This is a genomic window from Ferrimonas sp. YFM (genome assembly GCF_030296015.1).
Taxonomy (GTDB): domain Bacteria; phylum Pseudomonadota; class Gammaproteobacteria; order Enterobacterales; family Shewanellaceae; genus Ferrimonas.
The window spans coordinates 405,894-425,085 of record NZ_AP027368.1; the positions used below are offsets into that span (position 1 = coordinate 405,894).

Consider the following 19,192-nt stretch of genomic DNA (forward strand, 5'->3'; position numbering starts at 1 on the left):
CTTGCTCTTAATTAAATTGTTAAACCTGGTCAAAATAGCGCGTCAACGCTTCGAGTTGCGCTGTGGCACTTTCCAAACGATTAAACTCGCGTCGTACCGAATCCTGCTGCTGGTGCGTCAGGTACCAACCCACATGTTTCCGAGCGATGCGAAGACCACGCTCTTCGCCGTAGAAACGGTGCAGGGTGTCCAGGTGCTCCAGCATGATGCCCCGAATCTCTTCCTGGCTCGGGGCCGCTAGCTTGGTGCCGGTACGAAGAAAGTGCTCAATTTCCCGAAACAGCCATGGCTGTCCCTGGGCGGCTCGACCAATCATGATCGCATCCGCCTGGGTAACCTCCAGGACATGACGCGCTTTCTCTGGGCTGTCGATATCCCCATTGGCGACAACCGGGATGGACACCGACTGCTTGATGGCAGCAATGGTGTCGTATTCCGCCTCACCCTTGTACATGCACTGCCGGGTACGGCCATGCACGGCGAGGGAGGCGATCCCATGTTGTTCGGCAATCTGGGCAATCTCGATGCCGTTTCGATGCTCTGGATCCCAACCGGTGCGGATCTTCAGGGTGACCGGTACGTCCACGGCGTTGACCACCGCGTCCAGTATCTGCTTCACCCGGTCCGGTTCCCGCATCAGCGCGGACCCAGCCATCTTCTTATTCACTTTTTTTGCCGGACAGCCCATGTTGATGTCGATGATCTGGGCACCACGCTCCACATTGAAGCGCGCCGCCTGGGCCATTAACTCGGGCTCAGCGCCGGCGATCTGTACTGAACGAATTCCGTCTTCACCACCGTGGTCCATCCGCGAACGGGACTTGTCCGAATCCCAGACTTTGGGATTGGAAGACAACATCTCAGACACGGCTAAACCAGCGCCTAATCGGCGACACAGTGTGCGGAAGGGGAGATCCGTTACCCCGGCCATGGGAGCCACGATCAGCCGGTTTTCCAGTTGATAGGGTCCTATGCGCATGATGACAAATCTCCTCGTACGTTCACGAGGGAGCGCATATTACTCTTTTTTGTCAGTGGTGGGAAGGTCAATAAATGTACGAGAAGCAACTTTTTTTGCTTGACATTATTGGAGTTATTTCAATGAGGGCAGGGGGGTCAAAGTGAGTGGGTACTCACATACCCGACCACCCCTGAAATCGTTCGTTTTTTGAACGTTTACTTGCGTTTGCCGCTGATGCGACACCAATCTTCCATTACGGCGGTGTCGTCCAGCTCGAACCATTGGCTGTAAATTTTGCGAAGTTCGTCATTCTGTTCCTGCAGCAGGCCGGACAGCGCCAGGCGTCCGCCGGGCTTCACCAGGCCGGCGATCAGCGGCGCCAGTTCCCGCAGCGGGCCGGCCAGGATGTTGGCCACCAGCACGTCCGCCTGCAGGTTCTCAGGCTGGTTCTTGGGCAGGTAGAGGTCGAAGCGGCTCTCTTCGATGCCGTTGCGGCCGGCGTTGTCGCGGCTGGCGGTTAGGGCCTGGGGATCGATGTCGATGCCGATGCAGTGTTGGGCGCCCAGCTTGAGGGCCGCCACCGCCAGGATGCCGGAGCCACAGCCGAAGTCGATCACCTGCTTGTCGGACATCTCCAGGCCATCGAGCCATTGCAGGCACAGGGCGGTGGTGGGGTGGGTGCCGGTGCCGAAGGCCAGGCCGGGATCCAGCAGCACATTGACCGCCTCCGGCTCAGGGGCTTCGTGCCAGCTCGGGCAGATCCACAGCCTCTTGCCGAACTGCATCGGCTTGAAGTTGTCCATCCACTCCCGCTCCCAGTCCTTGTCCTCCAGGGCTTCCACCTTGTGGGTGAACTCCGGGCCCAGTTCAGGTTGCGCTTCCAGCTCGGTCACCACCGCCTTCATGTCGGTGATGGCGTCATACAGGCCGATTACGTCGGTGTCGCCCCACAGTCGGGTCTCTCCAGGCAGGGGTTCAAACACCGGGGTGTCTTTGGCATCGACGAAGGTCACGGAGACGGCGCCGGTTTCGGTCAGGTGGTCGCCGATGGTCTCGGCCAGCTCACCATTGGTGTTAATGCGGATCTGAATCCAGGGCATAGTGCGCTCATAGTTAAGGAGGTTTGGTTGCCTCTATTGTATGCGACAACGTCTGCGGCTGCATCAGGCGGATGACTGGGGCGGATCGCCGGCGGTATTTTGAACAGAGGTCAAATAGTGTGATTGATTTCACATGGGTGAAAATCCCAAGGGTGATCTTGATCAATGACTGGTGTTTTGTCCCTTAACTAGGGGCGGGCGGAGCCGTATCGTTGATCTTCCTCTTCTAATCCCTACAACAATAATAGGTTTATCTATGACCCCTAATGGAGTAAGCGGTCGTACCGCAGCCAGGCTGGATCGATGGCAGGGGCTCTCCGGAGCCGCGCTGGCGATCTTCCTGCTGTTCCACCTGCACTTCGAATCCAGCATTCTGTTCGGCAAAGAGGCGTTCTACCGGGTGGTGCGGATCCTCGAAGCGGGCTTCCTGGATCCCCAAGGCCATGGCTTCCCCGCCCTGACCGTGCTCGTGGCCCTGACTCTGACCGTATTGCTGCTGATCCACGCCCTCACCGCCCTGCGCCGCTTCCCCCAGAAGTACCGTCAGTGGCAGGCCCTGAAACAGCAGGCCGGCATGAGCCTGCCGGACACCCGCCTGTGGCTGGTGCAACTGGCCAGTGGCTTCGCCCTGTTTTTCCTGGTGCCGGTACACCTGATTGGCATCCTGCTGGATCCCGCCGCCATCGGTCCCCACCAGTCCGCCTACCGCATCGTCGAGCAGGGCTTCGGCTGGCTGTACATGCTGCTGATGCCCCTGGTGGTGCTGCACGCGGTGATCGGCCTCTACCGCCTCAGCCTGAAATGGTTTGGCGACAAGGTCTCCCGCGCCAAGGCCCGTAAGCTGGCCCTGGGGGTCACTATCTGGCTGCTGGTGCTGGGCAGTGCCAGCCTGGTGGTATGGTTGGCCGTGGGCCAGAACCTGCCGGTTCCCCTGACTCCCTACAGCCCCAACTGAGGATAACAACAATGAAAACCATCTATACCGATGCCTTGGTGATTGGCGGTGGGCTGGCCGGCCTGAGGGTGGCCATCGCCTGTAAGGAGCGGGGCCTCAATACCCTGGTGTTGTCGCTGATCCCCGCCAAGCGCTCCCACTCCGCCGCTGCCCAGGGGGGCATGCAGGCCAGCCTGGGCAACAGCGTCAAAGGCGTGGGCGACAACGAAGACGTGCATTTCCAGGATACGGTCAAGGGCTCCGACTGGGGCTGTGACCAGAAGGTGGCACGGATGTTTTCCCATGTGGCCCCCAAGGCGGTGCGCCAGGCGGCGGCCTGGGGCGTGCCCTGGAGCCGGGTGCAAAAGGGCGACCGCAAGGCCATTGTCAACGCCGAAGAGGTGACCATCACCGAGCCGGAAGAGGCCCATGGCCTGATCACCGCCCGGGATTTCGGTGGCACCAAGAAGTGGCGAACCTGCTACACCGCCGACGGCACCGGTCACTCCATGCTCTATGCCATGGACAACAAGGCGATCAGCCTGGGCATCCCGGTGCATGAGCGCAAAGAGGCGATCGCCCTGATTGAGGATGGCGAGCGTTGTCATGGTGCCATCGTCCGCGACCTGATCACCGGTGAGCTGGTGGCCTACCTGGCCCGCACCACCACCATCGCCACCGGCGGCTATGGCCGGCTGTGGTCGGTGTCCACCAACGCCATCATCTGTGAAGGCACCGGCCAGGGCATCGCCCTGGAAACCGGCAAGGTGGCCCTGGGCAACCCGGAGGCGATCCAGTTCCACCCCACCGCCATCGTGCCCGTGGGCATTCTGACCACCGAAGGCTGTCGCGGTGACGGCGGCATCCTGAGGGACAAGGACGGCTACCGCTTCATGCCCGACTATGAGCCGGAGAAGAAAGAGCTGGCCTCCCGGGACGTGGTCTCCCGCCGCATGACCGAGCACATGCGTAAGGGCAAGGGGGTGGACAGCCCCTATGGTCCTCACCTGTGGCTGGACATCACCCTGCTGGGCCGGGAACACATCGAGAAGAACCTGAGGGAGGTGCAGGAGATCTGCCAGTACTTCCTCGGCATCGACCCCGCCGAAGACTGGATTCCGGTGCGCCCCACCCAGCACTACTCCATGGGCGGCATCCGCACCGACGAGCAGGGCGAAGCGCCTAACCTCAAGGGGCTGTTCTCCGTGGGTGAAGCCGCCTGCTGGGACATGCACGGCTTCAACCGCCTCGGCGGCAACTCCCTGGCGGAGACCGTGGTGGCGGGGATGATCGTCGGCGAATACGTGGCCGACGCCTGTCAGCGCTACGACATGGGCAACCAGGCCCTGGCGCAGCAGTGCCTCAACCGCGAACAGGCGGATCTCGACCGGCTGCTGGCCCGGGAGGAGGGGGAGAACCCCTTTACCCTGCGTCAGGAGATGGAAGCGATCATGATGGACAAGGTGGGGATCTTCCGCACCGGCGAGGAGCTGGCCAAGGCCGTGGCCGAGCTCAAGTCCCTGGCGGATCGCAGTGAGAACCTGGTGGTGAACAACAAGAAGCGTCACGCCAACCCCGAACTGGTGGCCGCCATTCGCCTGCGCAAGATGATCAAGGTCGCCCTGGCGGTGGCCATGGGCGCCGAGGCGCGCACCGAATCCCGCGGTGCCCACTCCAGGGAGGATTACCCCCAGCGCAACGACCGCGACTGGCTTAAGCGCACCCTGGCGTTCTGGCGCGATCACGGCATCGACCTGGAGTACGAAGAGCTGGACGTGAACGAGATGGAGTTGCCACCGGGTTACCGCGGCTATGGCGAGGATAACGCCATCGCCCATCCGGACACCGACCGTCGCCTGCAGGAGGTGGAGGCGATCGCCAAGGAGTTCAGTGACCGTCATCAACGTCAGCAGCAAACCATGGCCTTCGAGCTGCCCGTTAAGTTCAAACCGAAAAACCAGCGCCGTGGAGAGGATCTATGAGCCGTACCCTGACTTTCCGTATCTTCCGTTACGACCCTCAGCTGCCCGGCGACAAGCCGATGATGCAGGAGTATCAGCTGCAGGAAGCCCCGGGGATGACGGTATTCATCGCCCTCAACCTGCTGCGTGAGCAACAGGATCCCACCCTGCAGTTCGATTTCGTCTGCCGCGCCGGCATCTGTGGCAGTTGCGCCATGGTGATCAACGGCTTGCCCACCCTGGCTTGCCGCACCCTGACCAGCAACTTCAGCAAAGGGGTGATCACCCTGATGCCGTTGCCCGGCTTCGAACTGATTGGGGATCTGTCGGTGAACACCGGCAAGTTCATGCGTGCCCTGTCCGAGCGGCTGCAAGCCTGGCTTAACCCTAAAGAGGTGAATCAGGATATGCACCGGCTGGAGCGCCCCATGGAGCCTGAGCTGGCGGACGCCATCTATGAGTCTGAGCGCTGCATCGAGTGCGGCTGCTGCGTCTCCGCCTGTGCCACCGCCCAGATGAGGGAAACCTTTGTGGGTGCCGTGGGCTTCAACAAGGTGGCCCGCTTCGCCTTGGACGACCGGGATGCCCGGGACGCCGAGGAGTTCTACCACATCATCGGCGACGAAGACGGGGTGTTTGGCTGCATGACCCTGCTGGGTTGTCAGGACACCTGCCCGAAAAACCTGGATCACCAGGGGCAGATCGCCTACCTGCGCCGCAAGCTGAGCAGCCCGGAGCGGATTATCTGATCCCGGCTGCAGTCAGCATTAAAAAAGGCCAGCGTACGCTGGCCTTTCTCGTTTAATCCAGCTCCATGATGCCATCCTGGTCGCTGGTCAGATCCTCGCTGCCGCCGTCATCGTCGTCGCCCTCATCGGCGGAGGACGACTTGGAGCTCATGGTGAACAGCTTGCGCCTCTGGCTCTTGGCGATGTACTTGGTCCAGGCCTGCTCCAGAACCGTCTCGGCCGGGCGCTCACCCCTGGCCATGGAGATAAACTGCTCCTCCTGTGGGGTGGCCGGCGGCTGAGTGCCTTCGGCCAGAGCCTTGAGTCGCCGCCCGTACTGCTCAAGCAGATCGGACTCTTTCATGGTGAAGTGGCCTGAACGGGCAAAGCCACGGGGAAAATGTTTGTCATCGAAGAAACGACCGGCTGGCTGAAATCCTTCAATTTGGCTCATGACATTCTCTCTCGGTGTACTGTCTGACTGTGCCCTCTTGTAGAGGGCCTTTGTGGAAGATTTGATGGCAAATATAGGACACTTTTATTACTTCGAGCCGGGGATTTTGGCAAGGACCCAGCGCACGTTTGCAGGGGCAATAAACTGCTGTTTGTTTTGCATGTTGTGTTATGTTTAAAAAACGTTAAGCAGCGCCAGGTGTCTTATGTTTTTAGATTATTTTGCTCTCGCTTTGCTCTTTTTTGTGGGGTTGGTCCTGTTCTACGGCATCATTGCCATCCACGACATCCCCTACGAAATTGCCAAAAAGCGCAATCACCCCCATCAGGACGCGATCCATGTGACCGGATGGGTCAGCCTGTTCACCCTGCACGTTATCTGGCCCTTCCTGTGGATCTGGGCCACCCTCTATCGCGAAGATCGCGGCTGGGGGTTTAAGCAGCTGCAGGAACACGAACAGGCGCTGGAGGTCAAGGTGGCCTCTTTGGAGAATGACGTCGCCAGCCTGCGGGAACAGGTGGCCAAACTGAGTGGGGAGAGCTAACAGATGGACCTGCTACTCATAATGACCTACACCGCCTTGTGCGTTGCCATCTTCAAAATCTTTAAGATCCCCCTGAATAAATGGACCGTACCTACTGCAGTACTGGGCGGCGTGGTCCTGATTGGCGCCTTGCTGCTGCTGATGAACTACAACCACCCCTTTACCCCGCTGGCGCGCCAGGTGTTTGTCACCACCCCCATCGTGCCTTCGGTGAGAGGGCCGGTGGTCGAGGTGCCTGTGGTGGCCAACCAGCCGCTGAAGCAGGGGGACGTGCTGTTTCGCATCGACGATACCCGCTATAGGGAAGTGGCCGAAGAGAGGCAGGCCCAGGTGACGGCGGCCACCGCCGACCGGGACCGTACCAAGGGTGAATACCTAAGGTATAAAGAGGGCTACGACAAGGGCGGCGCCTTTACCCGGTCGGAACTGGACATTCGCGAGCAGCTATACCTCGCCGCGGAAGCTAAGCTGGCGGCTCGCCAGGCGGACCTGACCAAGGCGGAGTATGACCTGAGTGAAACCGTGGTCCGGGCCCCCACTGACGGCTACGTGACCCAGGTGGCCCTGCGCCCCGGGATGATGGCGGTGCCTCTGCCGCTGCGTCCGGTGATGGTGTTCATCAACAGCACCGACTCGGCCTATGTGGGCGCCTTCAATCAGCGTTCCCTGCTGAGGATCAGCGAAGGCTACGAGGCCGAGGTGATCTTCCCGGCCATTCCCGGTCGGGTGTTCAAGGGCAAAGTGTCCCAGGTGCTGCCGAACATCGGCGAAGGTCAGTTTCAGGCACAGGGGCAGCTGTTTACCACCGCCGTGCTGATGGGCCAGGGCCGGGCCTTCGTTCAGATCGAGTTGGATGACGACATTGAGCAGTACGTGCTGCCGGATGGCGCCAATGCCGAGATGGCGGTGTACTCGGACAAGTTTACCCACGTCTCCATCATCCGCCGGGTACTGCTGAGGATGAAGAGCTGGCAAAACTACTTGTTCCTCGAGCATTGATTTTGTGTAGCAGCAGACAGCTTGGAATTTAAGCTGTTGTTACCATGGATGGAATTTGTTAAGAGTCAGACTGAAACGCCGTCGGTATGGCGAGTCGAATAAGGATTATATGAAATGCTGAACCCTACCTTCAGTCGCCGGCTGATACTGATGCATGAGATCGCCCATCATGAGAAGGCCAGTGTACCGGCACTGATGAAGAGCCTGGGCTGGCCTCGCCGCACCATCCAGGATGTGCTCAAGGCGCTCATTGGCATGGGCGTGCAGGTGGAGTTCATTGAAGATGGCGTGCGCCATAACGATGGCCACTACCGGGTGGCGGACTGGGGCCCCATCGATCCCATCTGGGTGAGGAACAACCTGGACAATCTGCTCGCGACTCTGGAGCGGTAATCCAGACTCAGGCATAAAAAAAGCTTCGCACCAGGCGAAGCTTTTTTATTGGAGGTCGTTCAGTGAGTCGGCTTAGGACTCGGCAACCATGCGACGGGCGGCTTCCACTACGATGGAAACGGCAGAGGTCTCGGTCTTCTTCATGGTGGCTTCGTCAGGGATCTCCTGCTGGGTGCGGTTTACAATCACACCGGCCACACAGCCCGCGTACCAGCCCTGGGCGGCACACATGGTCAGCAGAGTGGCAGACTCCATCTCGTAGTTCAGTACGCCCATCTCCTGCCACTCTTTCATAGAGCCCTTGAAGCGGCGGGTAACGCGACCGGATACGGTGTCGTAGCGCTCCTGACCTGGGTAGAAGGTGTCGGAAGAGGCGGTGATGCCTACGTGAGGCTCGTGGCCCAGATCGTTGGCGGCGTTCACCAGGGCAGTGGTGCAGGCGAAGTCGGCAACGGCAGGAAACTCCATGGGGGCGAAGTGCAGGCTGGCACCGTCCAGGCGAACAGAGCCGTTGGTCACGATCACATCACCCACATTTACGTACTCCTGGATGGCGCCGGTGGTGCCCACACGCAGGAAGGTGTTGATGCCCAGCTGGCCCAGCTCTTCTACGGCAATAGAAGTAGAGGGACCGCCGATACCGGTGGAGCAGATCACGACAGGCTTGCCGTCGAGGTAACCCAGGTAGCTGGTGAACTCACGGGTGCTGGCCAGGAAGGTGGGGTTTTCCATCAGTTCTGCAATGCGCTTTACACGCTCTGGATCGCCAGGGACGATGGCCACGTTGGCGCCGTCCAGCATCTCTTTGGTCAAACCGAGGTGAAACACTGTGCTCATGGTTGTTTCCTTATTAAGTAAAATTCGGTGGTGCTTAAAGGTGGTGAAACTGATTTCCGTAATTAAACAACATTCAGCTCACATCTTTGTAGACCCATGTGGCATAAATAGCCCATTTTTGCGCCCATGCCTGTGATCTAAGCACAAAAAAAGTAACTTTCAGCCGACGTGACCAAAAAAAAGCCGATCGAACGCGATTGTTGAGATTTCCCTTGCAGGAAGCGTTCCAGTCCCTATAATGCGCTTCCTGTCGACGGGGCAAAGCGGGTCATCAAACACCGCGCTGAGCAAAACATCGACACCCGGAAAAACCTTTGAAAATAGGGCTTGACGGGGGATGAGGAAAGCGTAGAATGCGCAGCCTCAGCAACGAAAACAACGTTGCACTGTTCTTTAACAATTAGTCAGACAATCTGTGTGGGCACTCGCGCAGGATTGATATCTCATATATCAATGTTGCACTGAGTGACTATAACAAGTTAATTCAGTAATTCATTGAGTCGGAATTTTCGGATTCCAAAAAACTTTTTAATTGAAGAGTTTGATCATGGCTCAGATTGAACGCTGGCGGCAGGCCTAACACATGCAAGTCGAGCGGAAACGACAGTATTGAAGCTTCGGTAGATTTACTGGGCGTCGAGCGGCGGACGGGTGAGTAATGCTTAGGAATTTGCCCAGTCGAGGGGGACAACAGTTGGAAACGACTGCTAATACCGCATACGCCCTACGGGGGAAAGAGGGGGACGCTTCGGCACCTTTCGCGATTGGATAAGCCTAAGTGAGATTAGCTAGATGGTGAGGTAATGGCTCACCATGGCGACGATCTCTAGCTGGTTTGAGAGGATGATCAGCCACACTGGAACTGAGACACGGTCCAGACTCCTACGGGAGGCAGCAGTGGGGAATATTGCACAATGGGCGCAAGCCTGATGCAGCCATGCCGCGTGTATGAAGAAGGCCTTCGGGTTGTAAAGTACTTTCAGCGAGGAGGAAAGGTTAACGGTTAATACCCGTTAGCTGTGACGTTACTCGCAGAAGAAGCACCGGCTAACTCCGTGCCAGCAGCCGCGGTAATACGGAGGGTGCGAGCGTTAATCGGAATTACTGGGCGTAAAGCGCATGCAGGCGGTCTGTTAAGCGAGATGTGAAAGCCCCGGGCTTAACCTGGGAACTGCATTTCGAACTGGCAGACTAGAGTCTTGTAGAGGGAGGTAGAATTTCAGGTGTAGCGGTGAAATGCGTAGAGATCTGAAGGAATACCAGTGGCGAAGGCGGCCTCCTGGACAAAGACTGACGCTCAGATGCGAAAGCGTGGGGAGCAAACAGGATTAGATACCCTGGTAGTCCACGCTGTAAACGATGTCTATTAGGAGTCTGTGCCCTTGAGGCGTGGGTTCCAAAGCTAACGCATTAAATAGACCGCCTGGGGAGTACGGCCGCAAGGTTAAAACTCAAATGAATTGACGGGGGCCCGCACAAGCGGTGGAGCATGTGGTTTAATTCGATGCAACGCGAAGAACCTTACCATCCCTTGACATCCACGGAAGCTTTGAGAGATCGAAGTGTGCCTTCGGGAACCGTGAGACAGGTGCTGCATGGCTGTCGTCAGCTCGTGTTGTGAAATGTTGGGTTAAGTCCCGCAACGAGCGCAACCCTTGTCCTTAGTTGCCAGCGCGTAATGGCGGGAACTCTAGGGAGACTGCCGGTGATAAACCGGAGGAAGGTGGGGACGACGTCAAGTCATCATGGCCCTTACGGGATGGGCTACACACGTGCTACAATGGTCGGTACAAAGGGTTGCGAGCTCGCGAGAGTCAGCCAATCCCATAAAGCCGGTCGTAGTCCGGATTGGAGTCTGCAACTCGACTCCATGAAGTCGGAATCGCTAGTAATCGTGAATCAGAATGTCACGGTGAATACGTTCCCGGGCCTTGTACACACCGCCCGTCACACCATGGGAGTGGGCTGCACCAGAAGTCATTAGCTTAACCTTCGGGAGGGCGATGACCACGGTGTGGTTCATGACTGGGGTGAAGTCGTAACAAGGTAGCCCTAGGGGAACCTGGGGCTGGATCACCTCCTTACGAAATAGATACGGTTTTGCGTTGAGTGTTCACACAGATTGTCTGAAATCATCCCAAGGGGTGATTTTGGCGTTTTTGCTTTAGGCAAAAACTTGCTCTTTAACAATTTGGACAAGCTGATAATTTCTCGAGATATTTGCAATTTTTGCAAGTGCCTTGAATATCTGGCGATAGATTAACGTATTGGTTGTGAAGCAATACGATTCCAAGACTTATTGGGGTTGTATGGTTAAGCGACTAAGCGTACACGGTGGATGCCTAGGCAGTCAGAGGCGATGAAGGACGTACTAACTTGCGATAAGCGGTGATGAGGCAGTAAGAGCCATTTGAGTCACCGATTTCCGAATGGGGAAACCCGGCCGCATAAGCGGTCACTGTGCACTGAATACATAGGTGTACAGAGCGAACCAGGGGAACTGAAACATCTAAGTACCCTGAGGAAAAGAAATCAATTGAGATTCCCTAAGTAGCGGCGAGCGAACGGGGATTAGCCCTTAAGCACAGAGGGTGTTAGTGGAAGCTTCTGGAAAGTAGCGCGATACAGGGTGATAGCCCCGTACACGAAAACTAACTTTGTGTGAAATCGAGTAGGACGGGACACGTGATATCTTGTCTGAACATGGGGGGACCATCCTCCAAGGCTAAATACTCCTGACTGACCGATAGTGAACCAGTACCGTGAGGGAAAGGCGAAAAGAACCCCTGTGAGGGGAGTGAAATAGAACCTGAAACCGTGTACGTACAAGCAGTGGGAGCCCTTCGGGGTGACTGCGTACCTTTTGTATAATGGGTCAGCGACTTACATTTTGTAGCGAGGTTAACCGAATAGGGGAGCCGTAGGGAAACCGAGTCTTAACTGGGCGAATGAGTTGCAAGGTGTAGACCCGAAACCCGGTGATCTACCCATGGGCAGGTTGAAGGTTGGGTAACACCAACTGGAGGACCGAACCGACTAATGTTGCAAAATTAGCGGATGACTTGTGGGTAGGGGTGAAAGGCCAATCAAACCGGGAGATAGCTGGTTCTCCTCGAAAGCTATTTAGGTAGCGCCTCGTATCTCACCATTGGGGGTAGAGCACTGTTAAGGCTAGGGGGTCATCCCGACTTACCAACCCTTTGCAAACTCCGAATACCAATGAGTGCAATTACGGGAGACACACGGCGGGTGCTAACGTCCGTCGTGGAGAGGGAAACAACCCAGACCGCCAGCTAAGGTCCCAAAGTTCTAGTTAAGTGGGAAACGATGTGGAAAGGCTCAGACAGCCAGGATGTTGGCTTAGAAGCAGCCATCATTTAAAGAAAGCGTAATAGCTCACTGGTCGAGTCGGTCTGCGCGGAAGATGTAACGGGGCTAAACTAGACACCGAAGCTGCGGATGCACACTTGTGTGCATGGTAGAGGAGCGTTCTGTAAGCGGTTGAAGGTGTGTCGAGAGGCATGCTGGACGTATCAGAAGTGCGAATGCTGACATGAGTAACGTTAAAGCGGGTGAAAAACCCGCTCGCCGGAAGACCAAGGGTTCCTGTCCAACGTTAATCGGGGCAGGGTGAGTCGACCCCTAAGGCGAGGCCGAAAGGCGTAGTCGATGGGAAACGGGTTAATATTCCCGTACTTCTTCTTACTGCGATGGAGTGACGGAGAAGGCTAGGCCAGCGCACTATCGGATGTGCGTTTAAGGTTGTAGGCGGTGTGTTTAGGCAAATCCGGACACACATTACGCTGAGAGCTGATGACGAGGTGCTACGGCACTGAAGTGGTTGATGCCATGCTTCCAGGAAAAACTTCTAAGCTTCAGGTAAGAAGGAATCGTACCCCAAACCAACACTGGTGGTCAGGTAGAGAATACCAAGGCGCTTGAGAGAACTCGGGTGAAGGAACTAGGCAAAATGGTACCGTAACTTCGGGAGAAGGTACGCTGCTGACGGTGATGGGACTTGCTCCTTAAGCTGTCGGCAGTCGCAGATACCAGGTGGCTGCAACTGTTTATCAAAAACACAGCACTGTGCAAACACGTAAGTGGACGTATACGGTGTGACGCCTGCCCGGTGCCGGAAGGTTAATTGATGGGGTTATTCTTCGGAAGAAGCTCTTGATCGAAGCCCCGGTAAACGGCGGCCGTAACTATAACGGTCCTAAGGTAGCGAAATTCCTTGTCGGGTAAGTTCCGACCTGCACGAATGGCGTAATGATGGCCACGCTGTCTCCACCCGAGACTCAGTGAAATTGAATTTGCGGTGAAGATGCCGTATACCCGCGGCTAGACGGAAAGACCCCGTGAACCTTTACTACAGCTTGGCACTGAACATTGACCCTACATGTGTAGGATAGGTGGGAGGCTTTGAAGCGTTGTCGCTAGATGACGTGGAGCCGTCCTTGAAATACCACCCTTGTAGTGTTGATGTTCTAACCTGGGCCCCTGAATCGGGGTTAGGGACAGTGCCTGGTGGGTAGTTTGACTGGGGCGGTCTCCTCCCAAAGAGTAACGGAGGAGCACGAAGGTTGGCTAAGTATGGTCGGACATCATACGGTTAGTGCAATGGCATAAGCCAGCTTAACTGCGAGACAGACACGTCGAGCAGGTACGAAAGTAGGTCATAGTGATCCGGTGGTTCTGCATGGAAGGGCCATCGCTCAACGGATAAAAGGTACTCCGGGGATAACAGGCTGATACCGCCCAAGAGTTCATATCGACGGCGGTGTTTGGCACCTCGATGTCGGCTCATCACATCCTGGGGCTGAAGTCGGTCCCAAGGGTATGGCTGTTCGCCATTTAAAGTGGTACGCGAGCTGGGTTCAGAACGTCGTGAGACAGTTCGGTCCCTATCTGCCGTGGGCGTTTGAGAATTGAGAGGGGCTGCTCCTAGTACGAGAGGACCGGAGTGGACGAACCTCTGGTGTTCCGGTTGTCACGCCAGTGGCATTGCCGGGTAGCTAAGTTCGGAATCGATAACCGCTGAAAGCATCTAAGCGGGAAGCGAGCCTCAAGATGAGTTCTCACTAGACCTTTAAGGTCTCTAAAGGGCCGTCCAAGACTAGGACGTTGATAGGCAGGGTGTGTAAGCGTTGTGAGGCGTTGAGCTAACCTGTACTAATGACCCGTGAGGCTTAACCATACAACACCCAATGGGTTTTGAAATCCCAGATAGAAAGCGCTTGCGAGAATGCAAACGAGAAAACAGCTTGTGCGAATTGTTCCAAATTCGTCTGACGACCATAGCGCTGTGGTCCCACCTGATCCCATGCCGAACTCAGCAGTGAAACACAGTAGCGCCGATGGTAGTGTGGGAGTTCCCATGTGAGAGTAGGTCATCGTCAGGCACCAAATTCGGCGGAGTGGTAGTTCAGTTGGTTAGAATACCGGCCTGTCACGCCGGGGGTCGCGGGTTCGAGTCCCGTCCACTCCGCCAACATTTTGAAAGAGCCCGTCCAGTTGGACGGGCTTTTTTCGTTTCTGCGGTTTGAAAAAGTGACGAGACCGGAGTGGACTACCCGAGTCGCGCTTTAGGGCGTTGGGAGTCAATCGTTCCTTTGGTGGTGGAACCCGTCCCTGGTGGATCCCCCAGGCCGACATCCCTGTCGGTCGCCTTCGGCACTGCGATGCTGCGCATCGGTTACCTCAGGCCCACTCCGCCAACAAATCGAAGAAGCCCGTAGCTAACGCTACGGGCTTTTTTCGTTTGTGCTGTTTATAACTTCCAGGTTGCTTGGTCAGGCCAACGAAGCTCTCCCCGCCCCACACGCACAATCGTCTCCCTGGCGCACGCCAGGGTCCAGCGGCTTTCATGTATCTCTTCAAAACCAAAGCCACTGGATACCGGCGTGCGCCGGCATGACTGTGCTAGGGGAAGCCGCATTAGGTTGGATTTAGACTCCTTGCGAACCCGCAACTGCGCAGAAGGCAGGTTGGTATTGGCACCTCACGTGCCAGCAGCTCTGGCAGGAGGGCTTAGGGACTAGGTGCCAAGGCGAAGAAGCCAACCCCTCCTGAAACGGCAACGAAGCTCTCCCCGCCCCACACGCACAATCGTCTCCCTGGCGTACGCCAGGGCCCAGCGGCTTTCTTTCGTCGCTTAAATCAAAGACTTATATGGACGCCCCTGCAGTTGCAAGACATTGATGAGATCGGTTTGCGGACGTATATTCGGCGTCTGTATTACCTTCGAGAGGTAGCGCCACAATGTGGTCCGAACCTGGCCACCTTCACGCTGGAACGACATTCTCTGTCGGTCTTATGTCAGGCTCTTGCCAGGCCGGATAACCGTTTTTCATCAAGCTATGCAAACTCAGGTTGCTTGGTACCCTCTATTCCTCTTTCTGAGTGGAGGATGTGGTTATTTAGAAACTGTGAAAGCGTGGGTCAACTCGAATTGGTTTCCGCTGACCGTCATGCTCCAGGCAATCCGGGCCAATTTATTGGCCAGGGCCACGATTGCCTTGCACTTGCCCCGACGCGCTATCAGGTTGCTCAGCCATCTCCCCAGCCTGTCATCTCGTTTGGCCACATGAGCGAAGACCGCTCTTGCCCCGTGAATTAACAGCACTCGTAGTTGCTTGTTTCCTGCCTTGGTGATGCTGCCCAATCTAGTTTTGCCTCCAGTGCTGTGCTGCTTTGGAACCAAGCCACACCAAGCCGCCAGTTGACGGCCATTAGAAAACTGCCGACCGTCACCCACTTCACTGACGAAAGCCGCCGCGACAATGGGGCCGAACCCCGGAATGCTCTGCAAAATTTGGTAGCGCGGCTGCTGTTTGCACAGCTGATGAATCTCCTGCTCTATGGCTTTGATTTCCTCATCCAGAGCTTTGAGCTCCCGCTCTATCCGCAGCAACAGCCCCCGCATGACAAAGCTCAGACCGTTATCGCCATCTTCAACGGATTCGGGTAACTGATTTCTCAGCAGCTTTATCCCGGTACTGAAGTTAACGCCATATTCCCCTGCCAAGCCGCGTATCTGACAGGCCAGAGCCGTTCTGTATTCGACCATTCTCTGCCGGACGCAACGCAGAGCCTTAATGTCTTGCTGCTCAATGGTCTTTATGGGGACGGGATGCAGCTTAGGCCGGAAGGCTGCCTCGCAAATGGCCAATGCATCGTTGGCATCGTTCTTTTGCGCAGACACCATGGGTTTTACGTGTTGTGCGGGGATGAGCTTCACCTGGTAACCAGCCTGCTGAAGCTGCCTTCCCCAATAGTGAGAGCGAGCACAAGACTCCATGGCCACTAGTGTACCCGTTGGAAATTCAAGGAGTGTGTGAAGCAGCTTTTCTCTTTTGACCTTGCGGTTCCAAAGGATGGAGCCATCCTCCAACAGAACGCAAACCTGAAAAACACTCTTGGCTAAATCAATTCCAATGGCTTTAATAGACATGATGGATGCTCCTCTCTGAATTATGTGTCGCAACTTAATTCTGGCGCATTTGACGCCGTATCGTAGGGGGGCGTCCATCACATCACTGGATACCGGCGTGCGCCGGCATGACTGTGCTGGGGGGAACCGCGTGGTCATGAAAGGGCACCGAGCGTGTTGAAGGTTTAGGCAGGGAGCCTTAGGACTTCTGTGCCAAGGTGAGGAAGGACTTCGCTAGCTAATCCTTCCTGTACCAGCAACGAAGCTCTCCCCGCCCCATACGCACAATCGTCTCCCTGGCGCACGCGAGGGTCCAGTGGCTTTCTCTCGTTCCTTAAAATCAAAGACTCTGGATACCGGCGTGCGCCGGCATGACTGTGCTGGGGGGAACCGCATAAGGTTGGAATTGGACTCCTGCGAACCTGCAACTGCGCAGAAGGCAGCAACAAAGCTCCGTACTCTCCACACGCACAATCGTCTCCCTGGCGTACGCCAGGGTCCAGCGGCTTTCTCTCGCTCCTTAAATTCAAAGACTCTGGATACCGGCGTGCGCCGGCATGACCGTGCTAGGGGAGGCGGTGTCGTAATGAAAGGGCACCGAGCTTGCTGAGGGTTCAGGCAGGGAGCCTTAGGACTTCTGTGCCAAGGTGAGGAAGGACTTCGCTGGCCAACCCCTCCTGCAACGGCAACGAAGCTCTCCCCGTCCCACACGCACAATCGTCTCCCTGGCGTACGCCAGGGTCCAGTGGCTTTCTTTCGCCCCTTAAAAATCAAAGACTCTGGATACCGGCGTTCGCCGGCATGACCGTGCTGGGGGGAACCGCGTGGTCTTGAAAGGGCACTGAGCATGCTGAAGGTTCAAGCAGGATGGCTAAGGGACCTATGTGCCAAGGCCAGGCAGCACATTACTAGCCAACCCCTCCTGCAACAGCAACGAAGCACTCCCCGCGCCACACGCACAGTCGTCTCCCTGGCGCACGCCAGGGTCCAGTGGCTTTCTTGCACAAGACTCTAGATACCGGCCTTCGCATGCATGACGCTGTTTCTAAACTGTTCCCTTTCTCATTCACCACACCCAACGCCCACTACAGCATTGGGTGGGGGCGCATGTAGCGGGCGAAGCGGGGGATGCCGCGTTCGGTCAGGCCGTTGTATCTGAAGGTGATCACCGAACCCACTTTAGGAGGATTTAAGCGCTCGGCGTCGCTGAAGCCGGTGCCTATGCGAAACTTGATGCCGTCCGGTGTCTCTACCAGCAGCGAGCCCATCATTCCGGTGTATTTGCCTTTACCGGGCAGGTGGCTGAGCACCACTGCCTCGGCATCGGAATAGCTCTTGTACTTAATCAGGCTGCCGGTGCGCCCTGGCAGGTAGGGGTTGTCCTTATGATGCAGCATCAGACCTTCAGCGCCGCTGTTGGCGAGCTGCTCTAGGGTCGATTGCAGCTCCTCCTCGTTGGCTATGGGGCTCTGGGGGAGCACCTGGATGTGTGGCTGACCTATGGCCTTTGCGATGGCTTGCAGGCGCTCATAGCGTTGCCAGAACGGCTGCATCACCCCGGGCATGTCAAACAGTTGAAGCTGCACCTGGCGCCACTGCTGATCGTCGGGCGTTTGGTCGCGCACCACAGACAGCAGGGTTTCAAACTGCCCCCGGCCTATCCACAGCTCGCCTTCCAGTTCCAGGGCGGGCAGGTCGGCGGTAAACCACTGCGGCGCCTGTATGGGCTTGCCACTGCGAGAGAGCAACTGACTGCCGGTCCAGTAGGCACGAACACCGTCGAGCTTCTCGCTGACCAGATATTGAGAGAGATCTATCTGGCCGTGATAGTCACTGGCCAGCATCAATTTGGGCTCAAGGGCGCTGGCAGTGAAAGGATATTGGCTAAAGGCGAGAGTCAGCCCCAGAGCCAGGGCCAATGAGTGCTGCTTCATAGAGACCTCCATGTCCGCTTGGCCTTCAGCTCCTTGAAAGCCTGACTGTCAGTGTAGCCGGGTCAGGGTGGTGTGTTCGCGACAGCAGCTATATCTCAACGGCGAAAGGGTCATTGTCTGCATCACTGTTCCATTGGTACTCGGCCAGGGTGGCGATGCGCTTGGCTTCCTTCTCTCCCCGGTAGAGTCGAACCAGCTCCAGGGCGGCGTCGGTGCCGGCGGAGACCCCGGAAGAGGTGATGTACTTGCCCTGATTGACCCAGCGGGCGCGCGGCTGCCACAGCACCTTGGCATTAAGGTGAGTCACCCAGGCGTAGGCCTGCTTGTTGGTGGTGGCAGACACGCCGTCAAGCAGCGGCGTGCTCGCCAACAGGGCGGAGCCGGTGCAGACGGTGAATACTTTGGCGGACACGTGGCACTGCTGGGTTAGCCAGGTCAGCAGCTCTTGGTCTTTGACCAGTTTACGGGTCCCTAGGCCTCCGGGAATGAGGAACAGGTCGCAAGGGTGCACCTGGTCCATGGACAGATCGCTGACCACCTTGGGCCCTTGGTAGCTGCGGGTTATGGAACGACGGCCCACCAACTCGATGGTGCAGCCCTCCATGTGCCCCAGCATCTCTACCGGACCGTGCAGATCCAGAGTCTCATAGTCGTCGAACACCAGGGCGATGACCCGAAACTGCCTGTGATCCGCCGAGGCATACAGCGGCAGGGAAGCAGAAGTGGCTACGGCCAGGCTGGCAGAGATAAATTGTCTTCTATTCATAGAGTTGCCCAGTGTGCAGAGGGTATCCACATACTAGGCAAACGCAGGGCGAACACCAGAGGCCAGGGTCATGTTCCTGGCAGTTGTGTCGGTGAAAGTGTGAGGGGCTGTGTTGTTGTGGGCAGATGTTACGCGAGGGTAAGGCGGCT

General features: G+C 56.9%; 13 protein-coding genes, 1 tRNA gene and 3 rRNA genes. 10 read left to right on the top strand and 7 right to left on the bottom strand.

All coding sequences use genetic code 11. The annotated features are described in order from the left end of the window. Positions 1-19: 19 nt before the first annotated feature. Both dusB and prmA read right to left on the bottom strand, forming a co-directional pair. Positions 20-979, bottom strand: a complete 960-nt coding sequence (gene dusB, locus QUE41_RS02015) for a tRNA dihydrouridine synthase DusB (RefSeq protein ID WP_286341302.1) — start codon at positions 977-979, stop codon at positions 20-22. Positions 980-1,176: 197 nt separating this feature from the next. Further along, on the bottom strand, positions 1,177-2,061 hold the full coding sequence (prmA, locus tag QUE41_RS02020) for a 50S ribosomal protein L11 methyltransferase (protein ID WP_286341303.1): 885 nt from the start codon (positions 2,059-2,061) through the stop codon (positions 1,177-1,179). 256 nt (positions 2,062-2,317) lie between these two features. Between prmA and QUE41_RS02025 the strand changes: the two genes are divergently transcribed. The 3 genes from QUE41_RS02025 to QUE41_RS02035 are packed head-to-tail and all read left to right on the top strand — an operon-like array spanning position 2,318 to position 5,705. Next, complete coding sequence (locus tag QUE41_RS02025; RefSeq protein WP_286341304.1) at positions 2,318-3,016, top strand: fumarate reductase cytochrome b subunit; 699 nt, start codon at positions 2,318-2,320, stop codon at positions 3,014-3,016. An 11-nt stretch (positions 3,017-3,027) separates the two neighbouring features. Further along, complete coding sequence (locus QUE41_RS02030; RefSeq protein ID WP_286341305.1) at positions 3,028-4,977, top strand: fumarate reductase flavoprotein subunit; 1,950 nt, start codon at positions 3,028-3,030, stop codon at positions 4,975-4,977. Beyond that, the gene (locus QUE41_RS02035) at positions 4,974-5,705 is read left to right on the top strand and encodes a fumarate reductase iron-sulfur subunit (RefSeq protein WP_286341306.1); all 732 of its coding nucleotides are present in this window, start codon (positions 4,974-4,976) and stop codon (positions 5,703-5,705) included. Before QUE41_RS02030 ends, QUE41_RS02035 begins: the two co-directional genes overlap by 4 nt. 52 nt (positions 5,706-5,757) lie before the next feature. On the opposite strand, the gene QUE41_RS02040 is transcribed toward QUE41_RS02035, so the two are convergent. Then, the gene (locus QUE41_RS02040; RefSeq protein ID WP_286341307.1) at positions 5,758-6,138 is read right to left on the bottom strand and encodes a MaoP family protein; all 381 of its coding nucleotides are present in this window, start codon (positions 6,136-6,138) and stop codon (positions 5,758-5,760) included. A gap of 205 nt (positions 6,139-6,343) precedes the next feature. Between QUE41_RS02040 and QUE41_RS02045 the strand changes: the two genes are divergently transcribed. From QUE41_RS02045 to QUE41_RS02055, 3 genes are all read left to right on the top strand, one after another. Then, positions 6,344-6,682, top strand: coding sequence for a DUF3302 domain-containing protein (locus QUE41_RS02045; RefSeq protein ID WP_028109740.1), 339 nt, complete (start codon positions 6,344-6,346; stop codon positions 6,680-6,682). Positions 6,683-6,685: 3 nt separating this feature from the next. After that, positions 6,686-7,681, top strand: a complete 996-nt coding sequence (locus QUE41_RS02050; RefSeq protein WP_286341308.1) for an HlyD family secretion protein — start codon at positions 6,686-6,688, stop codon at positions 7,679-7,681. 114 nt (positions 7,682-7,795) lie between these two features. After that, positions 7,796-8,074: a helix-turn-helix domain-containing protein gene (locus tag QUE41_RS02055; protein ID WP_286341309.1), complete on the top strand. Its 279-nt coding sequence runs from the start codon at positions 7,796-7,798 to the stop codon at positions 8,072-8,074. 72 nt (positions 8,075-8,146) lie between these two features. Here the strand turns inward: QUE41_RS02055 and udp are convergent, their stop codons facing one another. After that, entirely contained in the window at positions 8,147-8,911 is a 765-nt protein-coding gene (udp, locus tag QUE41_RS02060; protein ID WP_028109743.1) for a uridine phosphorylase, read from the bottom strand. A gap of 529 nt (positions 8,912-9,440) precedes the next feature. Here udp and QUE41_RS02065 point away from each other — a divergent pair. The 4 genes from QUE41_RS02065 (at position 9,441) to QUE41_RS02080 (ending at position 14,402) form a co-directional block, all read left to right on the top strand. After that, positions 9,441-10,995: ribosomal RNA gene (locus tag QUE41_RS02065) — 16S ribosomal RNA — on the top strand. Positions 10,996-11,222: 227 nt separating this feature from the next. Then, positions 11,223-14,108 (top strand): 23S ribosomal RNA (locus tag QUE41_RS02070). Positions 14,109-14,198: 90 nt separating this feature from the next. Then, positions 14,199-14,313: ribosomal RNA gene (gene rrf / locus QUE41_RS02075) — 5S ribosomal RNA — on the top strand. The 16S, 23S and 5S rRNA genes sit together here with 1 tRNA gene alongside, the layout of an rRNA operon. 12 nt (positions 14,314-14,325) lie before the next feature. Continuing rightward, positions 14,326-14,402, top strand: a tRNA-Asp gene (locus tag QUE41_RS02080). Positions 14,403-15,326: 924 nt separating this feature from the next. Here QUE41_RS02080 and QUE41_RS02085 read toward each other — a convergent pair. The 3 genes from QUE41_RS02085 to QUE41_RS02095 all read right to left on the bottom strand — a co-directional run bounded on the left by QUE41_RS02085 (position 15,327) and on the right by QUE41_RS02095 (position 19,043). Continuing rightward, positions 15,327-16,364, bottom strand: a complete 1,038-nt coding sequence (locus tag QUE41_RS02085; protein WP_286341310.1) for an IS110 family RNA-guided transposase — start codon at positions 16,362-16,364, stop codon at positions 15,327-15,329. 1,064 nt (positions 16,365-17,428) lie between these two features. Beyond that, the gene (locus QUE41_RS02090) at positions 17,429-18,277 is read right to left on the bottom strand and encodes a DNA ligase (protein ID WP_286341311.1); all 849 of its coding nucleotides are present in this window, start codon (positions 18,275-18,277) and stop codon (positions 17,429-17,431) included. A gap of 88 nt (positions 18,278-18,365) precedes the next feature. Then, positions 18,366-19,043: a DJ-1/PfpI family protein gene (locus QUE41_RS02095; protein WP_286341312.1), complete on the bottom strand. Its 678-nt coding sequence runs from the start codon at positions 19,041-19,043 to the stop codon at positions 18,366-18,368. Positions 19,044-19,192: the final 149 nt, after the last annotated feature.